General features: G+C 39.3%; 8 protein-coding genes. All 8 read right to left on the bottom strand.

Going from position 1 to position 17,463, the window contains the following annotated elements; genetic code table 11:
* Positions 1 to 40: 40 nt before the first annotated feature.
* Positions 41 to 2,446: an ABC transporter permease gene (locus HS960_RS16340; RefSeq protein WP_182330069.1), complete on the bottom strand. Its 2,406-nt coding sequence runs from the start codon at positions 2,444 to 2,446 to the stop codon at positions 41 to 43.
* Between the two features lie 66 nt (positions 2,447 to 2,512).
* On the bottom strand, positions 2,513 to 2,647 hold the full coding sequence (locus tag HS960_RS27030; protein WP_259255529.1) for a hypothetical protein: 135 nt from the start codon (positions 2,645 to 2,647) through the stop codon (positions 2,513 to 2,515).
* A complete protein-coding gene (locus tag HS960_RS16335) occupies positions 2,640 to 5,045 on the bottom strand; it encodes an ABC transporter permease (RefSeq protein ID WP_182330067.1) in 2,406 nt (801 codons plus the stop codon). Before HS960_RS16335 ends, HS960_RS27030 begins: the two co-directional genes overlap by 8 nt.
* A 32-nt stretch (positions 5,046 to 5,077) precedes the next feature.
* Positions 5,078 to 7,468 carry an ABC transporter permease gene (locus HS960_RS16330; protein WP_182330065.1) on the bottom strand — a complete coding sequence of 797 codons (2,391 nt, stop codon included), beginning with the start codon at positions 7,466 to 7,468 and terminating at the stop codon, positions 5,078 to 5,080.
* A gap of 51 nt (positions 7,469 to 7,519) precedes the next feature.
* On the bottom strand, positions 7,520 to 9,913 hold the full coding sequence (locus HS960_RS16325) for an ABC transporter permease (RefSeq protein WP_153847194.1): 2,394 nt from the start codon (positions 9,911 to 9,913) through the stop codon (positions 7,520 to 7,522).
* A 100-nt stretch (positions 9,914 to 10,013) separates the two neighbouring features.
* Positions 10,014 to 12,404: an ABC transporter permease gene (locus tag HS960_RS16320; protein WP_182330063.1), complete on the bottom strand. Its 2,391-nt coding sequence runs from the start codon at positions 12,402 to 12,404 to the stop codon at positions 10,014 to 10,016.
* A 215-nt stretch (positions 12,405 to 12,619) separates the two neighbouring features.
* Positions 12,620 to 14,983, bottom strand: coding sequence for an FtsX-like permease family protein (locus tag HS960_RS16315; protein ID WP_153847192.1), 2,364 nt, complete (start codon positions 14,981 to 14,983; stop codon positions 12,620 to 12,622).
* 32 nt (positions 14,984 to 15,015) lie between these two features.
* A complete protein-coding gene (locus HS960_RS16310; protein WP_182330060.1) occupies positions 15,016 to 17,397 on the bottom strand; it encodes an ABC transporter permease in 2,382 nt (793 codons plus the stop codon).
* Between the last annotated feature and the right edge of the window lie 66 nt (positions 17,398 to 17,463).

Genomic DNA, 17,463 nt, shown 5'->3' with positions numbered 1-17,463 from the left:
GCTTGATAATAATTTTCGCACACCCTACGGCTTATTTTTCTTATTCATCTCTTAATTTTTCAACTGGATTAAACCGAGTTGATCGAAATACAATAATGCCAACCAATAAACTCAGCAAACCAATCAACGTCCCCAATGGTAACAAGTAGGTAAATGCATTGATTTCTACTCGGATAATGTAATTTTGTAGCCAGTATTGCATCAATAGATAGCTCAGTGGAACTGTCGTAAATGCAGCAAATAGGAAGATTCCGTAGTACTCTTTTGAAAAGAGCAACATCAAATGTGCTAGTGAAGCCCCAAGTACTTTACGAATGCCAACTTCTTTATTGCGCAGATGGATGGAAAGCGATATTAATCCGGTAAGTCCCAATGCCACGATCAGTAGTGAAACAACCGTAGCAATCTGGGAAGCGCGATGCAGCTGCAACTCAGTTTCATATAAACTTTTGATACGTTCATCCATAAACTGATACTCGAACGGTGCATCAGGTAGCAACGTTTTCCATTTTTTTTCTAGTTGTTGTACTGCATTGGAAAGAGAGCCTTTTTGTAAGCGAATACTGAGGTATCGGTATTGAAGGCTCTCATGTACATCTATCCAGATAATAGGCGGGGATGCCTGATGAAGTGTGTTGGCTACAAAATTTTCAGCAACGCCCACAATAGTCATTTTGTAACTAGGATCATTGATTGCTATTTGCTGACCAATAGCCTGCTCGGCATTTTTAAAGCCAAAATCATCCATAGCTTTCCTGTTGATGACAACTGGTCTATTATCCGCATGAGTAGCATAGTTTTTAGGAAGAAAAGTTCCGGCAATTAGCGGTATCTCATAGGTTCCCAAAAAGTGACTATCACTTGTAATCCGTTGTACCTGGATTTCTTTGTTTTCAATCGTACCGAATGCAGATTGCATATTGAATCCCAGTAATCCAGGTGTTTCATAAGATAAGCTTACAGATTTTACTTCTGGTTGCTGGCTGAGTTCATGTTGTAAAGTCTCCATTTTGCGAACACCATTTTCGGACCAATCTCTAGGTACTTGAACGGTTAATAAGTAGTCCTTGTTGTAACCTAGATTGCTATGGAGAAATAGGTCCACTTGTTTGGAAATAATTAGTGTGCAGGCCAGCAGGAGCAAGGCTACCCCAAATTGAAAAAACAAAAGAATTTTTCGTACCAGCTGTTTGCCTCCCAACGTCGAAAACTGATTTTTAACTGCAGGAAGTACCGCTATATTGGAAAGCTTAATTGCTGGATATAGACCCGCCAGTAAACCAATTAATAACGTCATTATACCCAATAGACCAAAAAAATAAATCGGCAATTCCATCAACGTAGGCAGCTTGCGCATCAGGATATGTTCGAAAATTGGACTTGTGACGATATAGATTGGCAGACTGATTAATGTTGCTATGGCCACGATCAGGATATATTCGGTCATCAGTTGTCTAATAAGCTGCACTCGAGATGATCCCATCATCTTGCGAACACCGATTTCCTTTAATCGGGTAATGTGCTGAGCGATACTAAAATTGATGAAATTGATGATAGCCATGATCAAGATAAAAATGGCAGTCCAAATCAACGTCTGTATCATTTTACGGACAGCCCCTTGATTGTCATCCAAATAATAAGTTTTCAATGGTTTTAGATTGGGGCTATATTGACTGGAAAATTCTTTATCGGTATTTTTTCTTACCAGCGTTTCGATGGCGGCATCTACTCGTTCCAAGCTTACACCTGGTTTCAATTCAATATAACCCGCAATATAAGGGTTATTCCAATTGTCGATAGATCGGCCAAAGAATTGCTCGTTGATGATCGGTAAAAATATGTCGGCATGCATATTTTTTGTGAGATCCATAATGGCATTTTGGACATCGGATTTGATGATTGCTGTAATTTCAAAATCGTGTTTTTCACCCTTGAAATTTTTTATTTGTAGCGATTTTCCAAGTACATCCACATGTCCGAAATATTTTATGGCGGCTTTGTCACTGATGACAACTGAAAAGGGATTATTCAAAGCCGTATTTGCATTGCCCGCTAAAATATGGAATCCAAACATTGTCAATAGACTAGGATCTCCGAGAGACATCCCTTCCTCATGGATTGTCGCACCGTTTGCTACGATACCTGTTAATCCATCAATCCGATAATAATTAGAGACCAGATTGGGATACTCCTCATGTAAGGCTTTGGGGAGCGACCCTAGTGTGGTTAAGTTAATACCAAATCCTTCTTTTTTATACTTGCTTTGCAACAAAAATTGCCGATCAATATTTTTGATATTGCTATTCACTTGATGTACATCCCATACATAGGCGCCTACAAGTAGTAGAAAAGTAATACCGCAGGTCAATCCAATTAGATTGATCAGATTTTGCACTTTTTTCTTTCCGATATTTCGCCAAGCAATTTTGAAGTTTGTAAAGTTCATTGTCTTATACTAAGAATTTATTCCGGTCGTGGAGCTGCTGATAGCTTGTATGCTCCACTTATAAAATTAAAAATACAAATGTTTAGCCAAGTAATTATCCTGTTGATCATTAACGTATTGCCTTCCTGATTCTTTTACTTGCTGTTCGATATCGGACAGTGCTTTGTCCACAGCTGAACAGACAAGTTTATTTTTATTCATCACGTAGACTGTCAACAGGCTTTGTTAGAGCCGCTCGTATCGCTTGTGAACTTACAGTAATTAAAGCAATAAAAACGGCTAGCGCTCCTGCTAGCACAAACATCCACCATTGCATCTCAATACGGTACGCAAAATTCTCTAACCATTTGTGCATCATCCACCAAGCTAGGGGAGAAGAAACGATAATGGCAATTAGAACGAGTTTGACGAACTCAGTGGAAAGCATGCGTGTGATGTCGGGAACTGTAGCTCCAACAACTTTCCGGATCCCTATTTCTTTTCTGCGTTGATTGGCGGTGAAAATAGCCAAGCCGAATAAACCAAGGCAGGCCACAAAAATAGTCAGTCCCGCAAAGATGCTCAGTAATTTACCTGTTTTCACTTCTGCTTGGTAGGTTTGTGCGTATCGGTCATCCAAAAAGGAATAGCTGAATGGAATGTCTGTTGGAAAGGAACGATAGAGAGACGCTAATTTTTGAATGAGCTTCTCCATATCGGCTGTTTGGGTTTTGAGAATCAAACTCCCGGCTTGATCGCTAAGAACCATCACAAGCGGAGAGATCTGCTCATGTAAAGAGCGAAAATGGAAATCCTTAACGACACCAATAACACGATAGCTTTTGTTGTCTTTATTGGTCAATATTTTGCCAAGGCTATGATCGTTCCAACCTAGATCTTTTGCTGCAGTTTCATTGATGATGACAGAAAGGCTGTCATTACCAAATGTTTTTGCGAAATTTCGTCCTTCTTTAAGCTGCATACCCATAACCGGAATATATTCTTCATCTATATCGTAACGAATCGTTTTGACCCATTGATCAGTATTGCCATCTGGATAGATGAAAAAATTGTTGTTGTTACTTTCTCCGGCGGGGAGATAGGACGAATGAGAGACATGCTTGATTCTACTATCTTGCATCAATAAATTATAATATGTCTTTTCGTTTTTCCCCAAAGGCCAGCTCTGTATAATAAGGACATTATCCTTGTTATATCCAAGTTTAATATGACGCATATAATCCAGCTGCTGAACAACCACCACGGTTCCAAAGATAAGTCCGACGGAAATGATGAATTGAAATACAACAAGCCCACTGCGTAAATTAAGGCCTTTAGTCGAACGACTTATTTTCCCTTTTAATACACGGAGCGGATTAAATGAGGATAGATATAACGCGGGATAGCTGCTGGAAAATAGACCGACGACTAAACCAAAAGTCAGTAGGAAGGGGATAATTTTAAAAGCTTCAAGTTTTTGAATTTCAATCTCTTTGCCTGAAATCTGATTAAATAGAGGAAGGGCAAGTAAAACAATTCCCAAAGCTATTCCCAAGGAAATATAAGTCAGGAGGACGCCCTCCAGCATAAATTGTCGCATCAGGTTTTGTTTGTCGGCACCCAATACTTTTCGTACTCCTACTTCTTTACACCGTCTAAACCCACTGGCTGTAGATAGATTCATGAAATTAATTGTGGCAATCAATAGCATAAAGAGTGCAATAGCACTAAAAATATAAACATAACGTATATCCCCCGGAGCGCTGAGGTCGTAGTTGAAATTCGAATATAGATGGATATCTGTGAGCGGCTGTAGGTAAAGACCGATCTTATTTCCCGTTTTCTTGTATTCTTGGTAACTCATGCCAAAACCTGCTATAAATTGTGTAGCAACATGTTTGTCGAATAGAGTGGCTAAGTTTTTTTCGAGCTTTTCACGTGAAGCATTCTTCGAAAGCAGCGCATAAGTATAATATTCGGAAGTCATCCACGAATCTGATCGTGAATCTTCCAGTGCATCCAAAGAGGTAAATACATCAAAATGAAAATGAGAGTTTTTAGGGACATCTTTGATTACTCCAGTGATTTTGAGGATATTTGGACTATCTTTGATGATGAGGTCTCGACCGACAACATCGTTTGTGCCGAAGTATTTTAAGGCGGTGGATTCGGATATCACTGCAGAATTTGGGGAAGAAATAGCTGTAGACAAATTCCCTTTGATAAAAGGGAGCGTGAAAATTCTGAAGAAAGAAGCATCCACGAAAGCCATTTTTTCTTCGTGAAACACTTTATTATTGACGACAAATAGAGGGGATCCACCGATTCTTAGTCGTGCAGTTTCTTCAACTTCGGGCAGCTCTGACTTCATTGTCGAAGCTACAGGTGGCATCACATGTGCCTCATTGATCGTTCCGCCCTTGACAGTTCCTCTGAAAACAACACGTACAATACGGTCTGCATGCTCGTTGTAACGATCAAAACTAAATTCATCGGTCACATATAAGCTGATCAAAAGGCAGGTTGCAATTCCCATGGCCAATCCAACGATGTTGATAAACGAAGTGGAGAAATTGCGGGTTAAATTTCTCCATGCTATTTTTAAATTATTCTTGATCATATTGAGGCCCCTTTATTACTATAAATGAATATTTACTCGTTTCGTAAGCTATCTACTGGATTGTTTAGTGCGGCACGTATTGTTTGGAAATTGACAGTAATGATGCTGATTAAAAAGATGGCAAGCGCGGCAAGGATAAAGAACCACCATTGTACGCTCACATTGTACGCATAATCTTCGAGCCATTTTTTTGAAAAATACCCCGCTATTGGACTAGCAATAAAAATAGCCAAGGTCGTTAAGATGAGATAATCTTTTGAAAAGAGACGTGATATGTCGAGCACTGTTGCGCCTAGGACTTTGCGTATGCCAATTTCTTTGGTACGTTGTTCGAGATTTTGCATAATCAATCCTGTGATTCCTAAGGCAGAAATCAACAATGTCAATGCACTGAATAGGATAAATAATTGCACTTGCTTGCTCTCTTTTTCATATTGTTTTGCAATCAATTCATCTATCCAATGGAAGGAAACGTGTTTATCTGGATAGGTATTTTGTATAATTTGAGATACCGATCGAAAGATTTGTTGTTCTTGTCCTTTCCCTACTTTTATCAGAATATTGCCGCTTCCGTTAAAATCTTTTGCCAAAATCACTGTTGGTACTATTTTGCTACGAAAAGACTCACTATGGAAATCTTTAATGATTCCGACGGGGATAATTTGAAGGTCTTTATACAGGATACCGAGTTTTTCTATCCCAAGCTTTTTTGCCGTACTTTCGGTCACAAGGGCATTATTGATACCTTCGTCTTCTCCCAAATCCATTTCAACATGCGTATAATCTTCAGCAGTCAATAATCGACCCTTAACCAACTGGATTCCCAAAGTCTTGGACAAATCGACATCGCCACCGATGAAACTGACTTGGATATTTTTCCCTGGATCGTCCTTGTCAACGATTGTCTTGGCGAGGTAGCCTGACCCGATTGTCGGCGTCCAGGCAGCGACGCTGACCGATTCAACCCCGGTAAGTTGACCAATTCGATCTTTTATATTTGTATTCTGTGTACCCTTGTTGAAATAATCGATGTTAAGCACATTTTTGACTTCCATTCCCAAGGGAGCTGCTTGCATATAGCTGAGTTGGGACTTGATTGTTATAAGGCCAATGATGACGATAATGGCAATGCTAAACTGTGTTGTGATAAGCATTTTTTTGATAAAGACTTCTGCATTGGGAATTTTTGATAGCTTATTTTTTAAGGCATCTGAACTCTTAATACCGGAGATCAGCCATGCTGGATAAAAACCAATTAGCAGGCCGAGGGCAATTGCAGTCGTGATAAATGCCAATAGCAACGGGAGTTGTATGGATTTAATATAAGCGAGATCATAGCCTATAAAGTGTTCCAGTTGGGACAATCCAAGTCTAAAGAGTACCAAACTACATAATGCAGAAATAAAAAACAGTAGGATTGTTTCCAATAGCATTCGTCTGATCATTTGGGCTCGGCTGGCCCCCAATACCTTATGTATATGAAATGCTCTTAATTTTTTAACTGTTCTTACGGCGTAAATATTAATAAAATTGATACAGGAAATAATAAAGACCAAAACGGCAACACCTACAAATATGTTTGTTGTTTTTTGGTTGCCGCTGATATCAGCACTGCCTAATGGCTCCATATATATATCCTGAATAGGCTGCAAGCGAAAGGAAGTCACCTGTTTTGTGTTAGGACTGAGGTATCCTTTATACCAATGATTTAGTTTCTGCTCAAGATCTATTCTTGGTGTCCCGGGTTTTAGCTGTACAAATTGTTCGGTGTAGTAGCCTGAGCCATCTTTGCTTAATTCCATCGATATTTTGGGGACTAAAGCAATGGCGGAAGCTCTGAGCGTTGAATTATAAGGAAGATTATCCATAACACCCGTAATGATATAATCGGATGGCTGATCGGTATAGGGGTCGGCACTTTGGATGACTTTGCCGATGACATTTTCGTTCTTAAAGTACTTTTCTTTGAATTCTTTGCCGATGAGCAAGTTTGTTTTTCCTTGGACCAGCTGTTTGGGATTGCCTTCGAGAACCTTGATGCTCAACATATCCAAGATGTTTATTTCCGACTCCAAAACCTGTATGCCTATGGGCTGTGCTGAGCCTGCATGCGGTTTTAAATAATATTTTCTGGATTCTATCCGAGCCTCATTTTGAATCTCCGGAAATACTTGTTTGAGTTCCGTACTTAAATTAACGAATGTTCGGGACATTTGGCGTTCAAGGCCAGCCGTTGAATCTATAGTGACAATCCGAAAGAGATGATCCGCATTTTTCCAGCTTTTGTCATATGAATTTTCTTCAATGACAAGAGCGAATACGAGAAGACACAAGGAAAAGCCAATACTTAACCCTAAGATATTGATCCAGGTATATTGTCGGTTGCTAATGAGGATGCGAAAAGTAAGTTTGAATGAATTCATGCCTTTCTTTATGGTCTAAAACTATAGGAAACAATGTTGTTAAACTTTGGGCTACTCATCGCGTAAACTGTTAACAGGATTACCTAATGCAGCTTTAATTGCTTGATAGCTTATCGTGGCCATACTAATCAGAATAGCTAATAGTCCAGCAATGACAAAATAATACCACTGTATCTCAATTCGATAACTGTAATCTTGTAACCATTTATCCATGGCCCACCAAGCGATAGGTGTGGCGATAAAAATTGCGACCACAACAAGCTTAATAAAATCGATTGATAGTAAAGAGGTTACTTGGGTGACACTTGCTCCAAGAACTTTGCGGACAGCAATTTCTTTCATGCGCGTTTCAGCCATATAGGCGATTAATGCCAGTAAACCCAGACAGGAAATAAAGATCGTCAATCCTGCAAAGATCATGGCCAGTGTACCTATAGCTTTTGTCTCTTTAAATTTTTCTTCGTAGGTCTTGTCAATGAATTGATATTCAAAAGGATAATCTGGGTTGAACTTTTTAAAGATTGATTCAATCGTTTTTAAGTTGTCTGCGATATTATTGTTTGGATTTAGACGATAATGGATCGTTGTAAACCAGGCTTGCGGTCCTAATATCACCATAGGTTTATTGTCTCCAAATGGCGATCCAATAATGAAATCTTTGACCACTCCAACTACGGTCCATTTTGTTCCATCGCCATCCACAATGCTGTTTATAGGGCTCTTTAGATGGAGACTTTTAACGGCAGACTCATTTAAAATTACGGCTGTACTGTCCGTTGCAAATTTATAGATATCGATGTCGCGGCCTTGGATCAATGTCAAACCAAGGTTCTTTACAGCATCGGCATCGGTACTAAAACGGTTATAGGAAATGCGTTTGTCCTGTTCCGTTGGTGTCCCGGAGGTAAATCCCCAGCCATTGCTATAGAAATCAGTTACCGGCGACATGTTTTTCGAAACAGAAACAACTGCGTTGCTGGCTAACAATTCATTTCTAAGAATTTTGTAATTCTTCTCAAGATCACCTTGGATACTGCTATAAAGTAGTCCATTTTCATTATAACCCCGGTCGCGCTGCTTGGTATATTGGATTTGTTTCGCGACAATGACTGTTGCGATAATCAATATAATAGCGAGACTAAACTGAATGACGACTAAGAGCGAGCGAATACTAAGGCCTCTTGTTTTAGAAACAAATTTCCCTTTCAAGGTCTTGATAGGCTGAAATGAAGAAAGGAAAAAGGCCGGGTAGGTACCCGCTAACACACCCGTAAATAAGGCAAAACCAATTAAAAAAAGCCAGGTTGGTAAGTTTAATAACGATAAGCTAAGCTGTTTTCCGACAAGCTCGTTAAAAAATGGCAGGACAATAAAAACAAGTATAGTCGCGAGTACCATGCCGATCAGGCTAATCAATATGCTTTCAACCAGGAACTGCGCCATTAGGCTTGTCTTATTAGCTCCAATTACTTTGCGGACACCGACTTCTTTTGCGCGGCGTTCGGAACGTGCCGTACTCAAATTCATAAAATTGATGCTTGCCACCAATAAAATAAATACACCAATCCAAGCAAATAGCTTGACGATATCGATACGTCCGGAAGTATAATTTCCTCCTTTTCCGCTATTGTAAAGGAAAGAATCTGGATAGGGGAAGGCAAAAATCTCACCCGTATTTCTTGCAGAAGTATAACCGGCAGCTTTATTACTCGTATTGATATGATCTCTCAGATAGGTTCTGATTTTGTCGTTAAATGCGTTGACTGAAGCACCTTCTTTTAACAGGATATAGGTAGTTATTGAATTATTGCTCCAGTTATCGTCTACGTAACCAATTATTTTTGCATATTCAAATGGGAGGAGGATGTCAAATTTGAAACTTGAATTACTCGGAAGATCTTTAAGTATAGCTTGTACGGTGACTTGATTAACTGAGTCTATCCGAACTGATTTTCCAATGGGATCTTCATTTCCAAACAGCGCTTTTGCGTAACTTTCCGTGAGAACAAGACCTTTGGGATGATCAAATCTCACATTCTGTTCTCCTTTCACAAAAGGCAAAGAAAACATTTTGAAAAAACCAGGATCGATGAAAACAGTATTTGCTATCAGTTTCTTTTCATTGAAAGTTGTTAAAAATTGCGGTCCCTCATTATATCTGGTAAAAGCTTCGATATCTGGAAAATCTGCAGCCAATGAGGGCGCTAATATTTTAGGCGTATAGGCCCAGGCTGATTTTTCGCCTTGAAATTCGTCACGATTACTCAATACGTGCAGGCGATCACCCTTCTCATGAAAGCGGTCCATGGTTAACATGTTCTGCAACCAAAGTGCTATAAGTAATGCTCCGGCCATACCGATCGCCAATCCGATGATGTTAATCAAGGAGAAGGATTTGTTTTTCATCAGGTTCCGCCATGCTATTTTGATGTAATTTTTAAGCATATCTGTCGTATTAGGTATCGATAAATAGAAAAAACTTGAATTTTAAAGGTCCAGCTTGTTATTTATCAGGTGTCTTTATTTTTAATAGCTACTAAAACAATTACTCGTCTCTTAAACTATCAACCGGGTTCAGAATCGCAGCTTTTATGGTTTGAAAACTAATGGTGATAAATGATACCAATAATGCACTTATCGCCGCCACAATAAATACCCACCAGTCTAGCGTGATGTGGTAAGCAAAATTTTCTACCCAGCGGTGCATAGCATACCAGCCCAAGGGTAAACTGATCAATACGGCACACAGGACCAGGGCCATAAAGTCAACACTCAATATGTTGACAATCTTGATCGTTGAAGCACCTAATACTTTACGAATACCGATCTCTTTGAAGCGTTGTTGCACGGCATAAGCTGATAATGCAAATAGTCCCATACAGGCGATAGCAATTGTAATGATGGAAAATAACTGCATAACCCGTGTTGTTTGCTGATCTTTGAGATATAACTTGTTATAATCATCATTGAGAAAGTGATATTCAAAACTGTTTTTTGAATCAATATCTTTTATAACAGCTTTTATCTGCGCAAGAACATCTTTTACCGGCGATGTCGGATTGAGCCGAATGAAAATATTGCCGAAATAATTATATTCAGGAAAAAGTACAATTGGTTTGACTTCGTTGTGTAATGATGCAAAGTTAAAACTAGCAACAACTTGTTTGATGCTGCCCTTACGTCCGTTCAAGTTGATTTTCTTTCCAATAGCCTGTTCGGGAGTAAAACCCATGGCGGATGCAGCAAGTGTATTCACTACAAACCCATATTCTGGTGAAATAGTGTCTTGCGCGCGCAAAATGTCCGCATCTGACAGCGGTGCGCCGGCAACGGATGGAATATGAAAAACGGATACGAAATCTTTTTCAATCGGAATTGCAGTGACATCCATATCAAAATCATTGGGTTGGCCTTCTACTTCACTGACGCTGTAGCCACCTTGAATATTGACGGGATTGTCATACGAAGCGGTAACGCCCTGGACATTATTGAGCTGCATTAACTTTTCTTTTAATAGCTGCCTTTCTTTATTTTGCCATCCTCGGCCATCAATGACCAACATATCAGAGCGATCCAATCCTGTGTTTTTAGACTGGATAAAATCCATCTGTCTACTCGCAAATAAGGTGCAGATAATAAAAAATATAGAGATACTGAATTGAAAAGTAACGAGTACCTTGCTCAATGATATACCATGTCGTTTTTCAGTTAGTTTTCGCTTAAAAATGGAAATAGGTTTTGAGCTAGCGATTGAATAGGCAGGCCAGCCACCTGACAGCAGCGTCAACAAGGCTATGAAAACAAGTAAAATCGTATAAAACCGAGGGTCTGTCCATACGGTTAATCTCATTTCGGTACCCATAAATGAACTGAATACGGGTAACAAGAGTACCGTAGTCAGAAGGCTAAAACCAACAGCTAGAAAAACCATGAGACTACATTCAAAAAAGAACTGAAAGAATATCGTTTTCTTTGCTGCACCCAAAACTTTCTTGACACCGATTTCTTTCTTGCGTTCAAGCGCATGTGCTAATACCAAATTTGTAAAATTGATGCAGGTTAAAATAATAAGCGCAGCACCTAACGCCATTAAAATATAGATATAAGTAATGTTTCCTGTGCCTGCTGCTTTGGAGTGGAGATGGATATCGGTCAGCTTTTCTAGGACAAATCGAAATTGATAGCCTTGTTTTGTTGCTTCGGCGAATTTTGATTTTGTCATTTGGTCCAATTTCTGTTGGATTGAACCGAACTGATCTTTGTTTTTTAGGAGCGCTATGGTTATATCATTTGCAGATGACCAAGCCATTTCTTTGTAGCGTTCTAATCCTTTGTTGGAAAGGAGTGCAGAGAAGTTCAACTGTGTATTTGTGGGCAAGTCTGCGATGATACCTGTGATTTTCCAGTTGACTTTGTCAATGGATAGTGTCTGACCGATGGCCGACTGATTGGGGAAATATTTCGCTGCGAGTTTTTTTGTTAAGACAATCTGATTTGGTTCCGCCAAGGCTGATCGTGAATCACCTTCGAGAAAGGTAAAACCTAAAGTTTTAAAAACATTTTGGTCAGCATAAAGTAGGCCTTTTTCAGTTATTAGTGCCTCTTTGGATTCTATTTTACCGCCTTTGGAATAGCTGTAGAATCTGGTTGCCTGTTCTACATCCGGAAATTCAGCTTGTAAAGCAGGAGCTAAGCCTGTTGGTGTTACTGCAGAATTTACTTCTTCCGTGCTATTGGGTGCTTTATAGGTGAGGCTAATATAAGCTAGACGGTCCGCATTGGGAAGGAAACGCTCATAACTGGATTCATGATATATGTACGCTGCCAACAATAGAAAACATGTTATTCCGATACTGAGGCCAAACATGTTTAAAAGAGAAAATCCTTTGTTTTTTCTGATATTCCGCCAAGCAATTTTAAAATAGTTCTTTAACATGGTTATGAGCATTTAGACTGTTAATTAGGCTACATTCTTGTCACTTAGCTCGCTTTAGTAGAAGGCTCCGTTATTCGAAAAATAGCAAAGCCAAGTAGTTCAATTCGTTTGCCATAAATATAATGTATTGATTTTTAGGTTTTTGGTGTGTTTTTGTGGCGGTTTTAAATGTTCGGAAACGGACAGTATAGTGTCCGTCCCCGAACAAATTGGTATTATTCGCTTCTTAAGGTTTTTACAGGATTTGCCAATGTTGCTTTAATCGCTTGGTAACTAACGGTTAATAAGGTGATGATTAGCGCGGTTAAGCCTGTGATAGCAAAGACCGTCCATGTAATTGATATGCGGTAGACATAGTCTTCGAGCCATGATTCCATGAGGAGATAGGCTAAAGGGGCTGCGAGTAAAAAGCCAATGCCTGTGAGCCAAATGTATTCTGTGGAAAGTAGTCGCCACAAGCCAAGTTCTGATGCACCCAATACTTTACGAATGCCGATTTCTTTTTCTCGTTGCTCCGTAAGAAAGGAAACCAGTGCGTAGAGACCGAGACATGAAATGAGTATGGCCAACCCTGTAAATAAACTGGTTAAGCTCTTGATCATTTCCATCTGTTGAAACTCTTTGGCATATTCCTGATCCGTAAATGTATAATCAAAAATGAGATCAGGATCTATGCGATTGAACGCTGTGGAAATCGCTTTTAGGTTTTGTTTGAGATCTTGATTTTCATCCAGTTGAAGCGTTATCTTATTCTTTGGTAAAAATTTTAGAAAATAAGCCGTCGGTGTAATGGATTTGAAAGGAGATTCGGAAAGCGTATTTTGAATAATACCCAAGATGTGGTAATTGATACCGGCACGTGAAAGCTGTTTGCTGTTTAGGTCGGTAACTCCCATAAATTTGGCCGCCGCTTCGTTCAGAATAACAGCAGTTGAATCTGTTTTGAAATCTTTTGAAAAATTGCGTCCTTTTATAAAATTCCACTGTACAGTATTAGCAAAGTTTTCATCTACGGTGAAGATCCCCATGATCGCACCGTCTTTGGAATCATTACCTTGCCAATTAAAACCACCACCTGTTAAGGATAGGTGGTTCACAAAGTTGGAAGAAAGGGCGGCATCAGCGACAAGGCGCTGACCGATCAACTCTTTTCGAAGTACATCAAAGTTTTTGACGATAGTTGAATTGGATGAAGTAATGTTTATCAAATTTGAACTTTTATAACCTATTGGACGATCCTTGGTGAAATGCAGTTGCTGAATCACCAGATAAGTAGATATCATTAGGAAAATAGAAATAGCAAATTGCACGATGACCATTGCCTTTCTACTTCTTGATCCGCCTTTTCGGCTGTTAATTTTACCTTTAAGTGCAAGAATAGGATTAAAAGCCGATAGAAATAACGCGGGGTACATACCTGCTAAAAGACCTATAACGCCTATTCCTATTAGGGAGTAGCCATAGAAACGAATATCGGTAAAAGGGATATGCAGTGTCGTATGTGTAATCGTTTTGACCCAAGGCAAAAGCAATGTAGCGAATAGAACAGCTAACAAAAATGCGCAGGCTACAGCGAGGATTGACTCAACAAGAAAGCCTGCAATAAGCTGCCGGCGGTTGACGCCAACAGATTTTAAAACCCCGATTTCTTTTCCTCTTTTTAAGCTTCTAGCCGTACTCAGGTTAATAAAATTGATACTGGCCAATAAAATGATGAATACGCTTATCCAAACAAACATCCATACATATTGAATCTGTCCGCCTACGTTCTTTCCATTCTTGAACGAATCATATAAATGCCATTTGGACATCGGATGTAACAGGATTTCAGGTTTTATATCCGTCAGTTTTTTGTTGATGATATTTGTTAGTTTATTTTCCAAAGCGGGAACAAAGGCATCATTGTCGATCTTGGCGAAAGTGCTGAAATAGCAGCTGGACCAGCTTTCTTCAATACCTTGGTCTTTAGCAAGATAATCGACAAACGGCAATACATAATCTAAGCCATAAAAAGTGTTGTTTTCAGGAATATCTTTATAAACACCTTGAACAGTATACTGTTCTTTACCATTCAATTGAAGTGTTTTTCCGATGATATCTACCTTATCAAACAGTCGTTTTGCTAAGGATTCTGAAATTATGATGGTCGATGGATTGCTCGGTGTGGTACTATTTCCTTGTACAGATTCGAGAGAAAATAATTCGGCAAATTTTCCCATAGCATAAAACCCTGGTGCATTAAGCTTCTTATCACCTACCTTAAGATTGTTGCTTTCCATATTCGTGATCAGTGCTGCATCTTGCATTTCATTTTTGAAATCAGACGCGATCGTTTTGACCAAGGGAATAGGGGTGGAGCGATCAGTAGATTTCTCATCATTGAAAGTTCCAGTCATCATGACCTGATAAATATGTTGATAATTGCTGTAATGCTTATCAAAAGAAAATTGTTTCAGTACCCATAATGTACTTATCAGGGCAACAGTAAACCCCAGTGCTAATCCCAAAATATTTATTGTTGTGTTTAAGGGACTGCGCTTCAAATTTCTCAGCGCTGTTTTTAGGAATAATCGAATCATTTTATGCTGTTGTTTTGGTTCTCAAATATAAACTATTCATCGTGCAAACTTTTTACAGGATTGGCGTATACCGCTTTGATGGACTGGAAACTCACCGTAAATAATGCAATAGCAATGGTTATCCCCGCCGCATATAGAAATATGGTAAATGGGAGAGTCGTTCTGAAGGCAAAACCATCGAGCCAATTTATGCTGAAATATACAGCGATTGGTACTGCGATGACATTGGCTAAAATGACTAAGAGTAAAAATTCCCTGTTTAGTAATTGTATAATGTTAAATACAGTTGCGCCAAGAACTTTTCTGATTCCAATTTCTTTGGTTTTAACCTGTGCGGTGTAAGTACATAATCCCAAAAGTCCCAGGCAGGATATCAGGATAGCGACCAGTGCGAAAAAATTGAATAGCGCACCCTGTTTCTGTTCATTCATATATTGGTTCTGGTAACTTTCATCAAGGAAACTATAGTTCATCGGCATATCATCATAATAGCTTTTCCAGATCTGTTGCAGTGAGTTCAGCGCGGAACCAGCCCCGGAAGTCGTTGTTTTGATATAAAGCTGCCAGCAATCTTTGGGGCTATATTGGAATACCATGGGTTCAATTTTTTGTCTCACGCTTGCATAATTAAAATCTTTTACAACCCCAATAATAGTTCCCGGAACTGTTCGAATACGTAAGCGTGTGCCAATGGGATCTTTTAGCCCCATTTCCCGTACGGCCGTTTCATTGATAATGAAATGGGTTGAATCTGCTGTTGATCCCGTAAAATTACGACCTTGTGTAAGTTTTATCTTGAAAAAATTGAGCGCAGATTGATCGGAATACGTGATGTTAAACCAGAGGTTTGATTTACTGGGTTTTCCGTCCCAGTCGTTATCTCCAGTAGAACCACCGCCATAGACCATATCTCTACCGAGGCGAATAACGGCATCAATATCCTTATTTTTTAGAAGTTCACTCTTTACTGCATCAAAATGTTTGGACATTTTCGGTGCCATGGCAACGGAAATAATGTGATCTTTTTCGTAGCCTAAATTTTGATGTTTTATATAATCTAATTGACGACCGATAACAATTGTTAAAGTGATAAGGATTATAGAAACAGTGAACTGTAGGACAACCAGTATTTTTCGTGCACTGGAGTTTTTTAATGCAAACCGACCCTTCAATACCTTAATTGGATCAAACTTCGATAAAAGCAGAGCGGGATATATACTGGTGAGTAACAACGTACCCAGGAGCATGGCCAATACACTTGACCATAGCATAGGGTTGGAGAGTTGCAGAGAAATATGTTTTCCGGAGAAGTTATTAAACAAAGGGAGACAGCTGAAAACGATGGCTAATGCTAGGGTTGAAGCAATGGTAAAGAGCATAGTTGTTTCCAATATAAATTGGAAAAAAAGTTCCTTTTTACCTGCGCCGATAACTTTACGTATACCCACTTCTTTGGCGCGTGACAACGAGCGTGCACTAGAAAGATTGATATAATTAATACTTGCAATTACAAGAATCATAATCGCCACACCTGTGAAAATTCGAACATTTCCAATACCGCCGTCACTACCATCCATTTGGTATAGATGGACCTTCGCCAGCGCTTGAGCAACGTAGGGTACAGGGGCATCCTCGGGTTTATTTCGCTCGTGTATGGATTGTAGTATTTGTGCGACTGCCGTCGGGTTAGCATCAGGTCTCAATTGTAGGTAGGTCTCAAAAGAAAAACTAGACCAATCCTCATCCATGGACGACAGAAAAGTTTTATTGTCGTAGGTAGTTTTATTTTTGATATAGGCTTGCTCATTAAATCTAGAAAGGGGCATCAGCACCTGATATTGAAAGGTGGAATTTTCAGGGTAATCGGCAATAACGCCGGAGACGACACATAGATCTTCTATTCCTAATACGACGGTTTTTCCAATTGGATTTTCATCGCCAAAATAACGGCGTGCTGTACGCTGGGTGATTACAATTGAATTGTTATCAGGGAAAGGTCGCTTTGGGTCGCCTTGCAATATGGAAAAGTCAAAAACACTAAAATAGCTGGGATCCACAAACGCAAAGTTCTTTTCATTAAACCTTTTATCTTTATACTTGATGGCGGCATCGCCGATTTTAAATATGCGTACAGCATCCTGAACTTCGGGAATCTCCTTCTTGGCAGAACTTCCAACCGGAGCAATGATGGATCCAAAGATTCGTTTTGATATCCCCGTTCCCCCTTCTATTCCAATTTTGTAAATGGAGCGCTGATGTTTATGGAATCGGTCAAAGGATAGCTCATCTTGTATCCATAGCAATAGAAATATCCCCACAACCATTCCTGCTGTTAATCCTAAAATATTAATGGCACTGTAGAATTTATTAGAAAAAATACTTCGCCATGCGGTTTTGATGAAGTTCTTTATCATTGTTATGGGGTTTTAAGTTCTTAATACATGTTATGAATACACATAAACCTATCTCTTTTACTCGCT

Source organism: Sphingobacterium paramultivorum (genome assembly GCF_014109745.1).
Taxonomy (GTDB): Bacteria; Bacteroidota; Bacteroidia; order Sphingobacteriales; family Sphingobacteriaceae; genus Sphingobacterium; species Sphingobacterium paramultivorum.
The sequence above is the reverse complement of the archived record's forward strand: the minus strand, read 5'-3'. Positions and strand labels throughout refer to the sequence as shown.

Excerpts from the sequence above, each read along its gene's own strand:
- HS960_RS16335 (WP_182330067.1), bottom strand. The coding sequence starts at position 5,045 with ATGATCAAGAATAATTTAAAAATAGCATGGAGAAATTTAACCCGCAAT.
- HS960_RS16325 (WP_153847194.1), bottom strand. The coding sequence starts at position 9,913 with ATGCTTAAAAATTACATCAAAATAGCATGGCGGAACCTGATGAAAAAC.
- HS960_RS27030 (WP_259255529.1), bottom strand. The coding sequence starts at position 2,647 with ATGAATAAAAATAAACTTGTCTGTTCAGCTGTGGACAAAGCACTGTCC.
- HS960_RS16340 (WP_182330069.1), bottom strand. The coding sequence starts at position 2,446 with ATGAACTTTACAAACTTCAAAATTGCTTGGCGAAATATCGGAAAGAAA.
- HS960_RS16320 (WP_182330063.1), bottom strand. The coding sequence starts at position 12,404 with ATGTTAAAGAACTATTTTAAAATTGCTTGGCGGAATATCAGAAAAAAC.
- HS960_RS16315 (WP_153847192.1), bottom strand. The coding sequence starts at position 14,983 with ATGATTCGATTATTCCTAAAAACAGCGCTGAGAAATTTGAAGCGCAGT.
- HS960_RS16330 (WP_182330065.1), bottom strand. The coding sequence starts at position 7,468 with ATGAATTCATTCAAACTTACTTTTCGCATCCTCATTAGCAACCGACAA.
- HS960_RS16310 (WP_182330060.1), bottom strand. The coding sequence starts at position 17,397 with ATGATAAAGAACTTCATCAAAACCGCATGGCGAAGTATTTTTTCTAAT.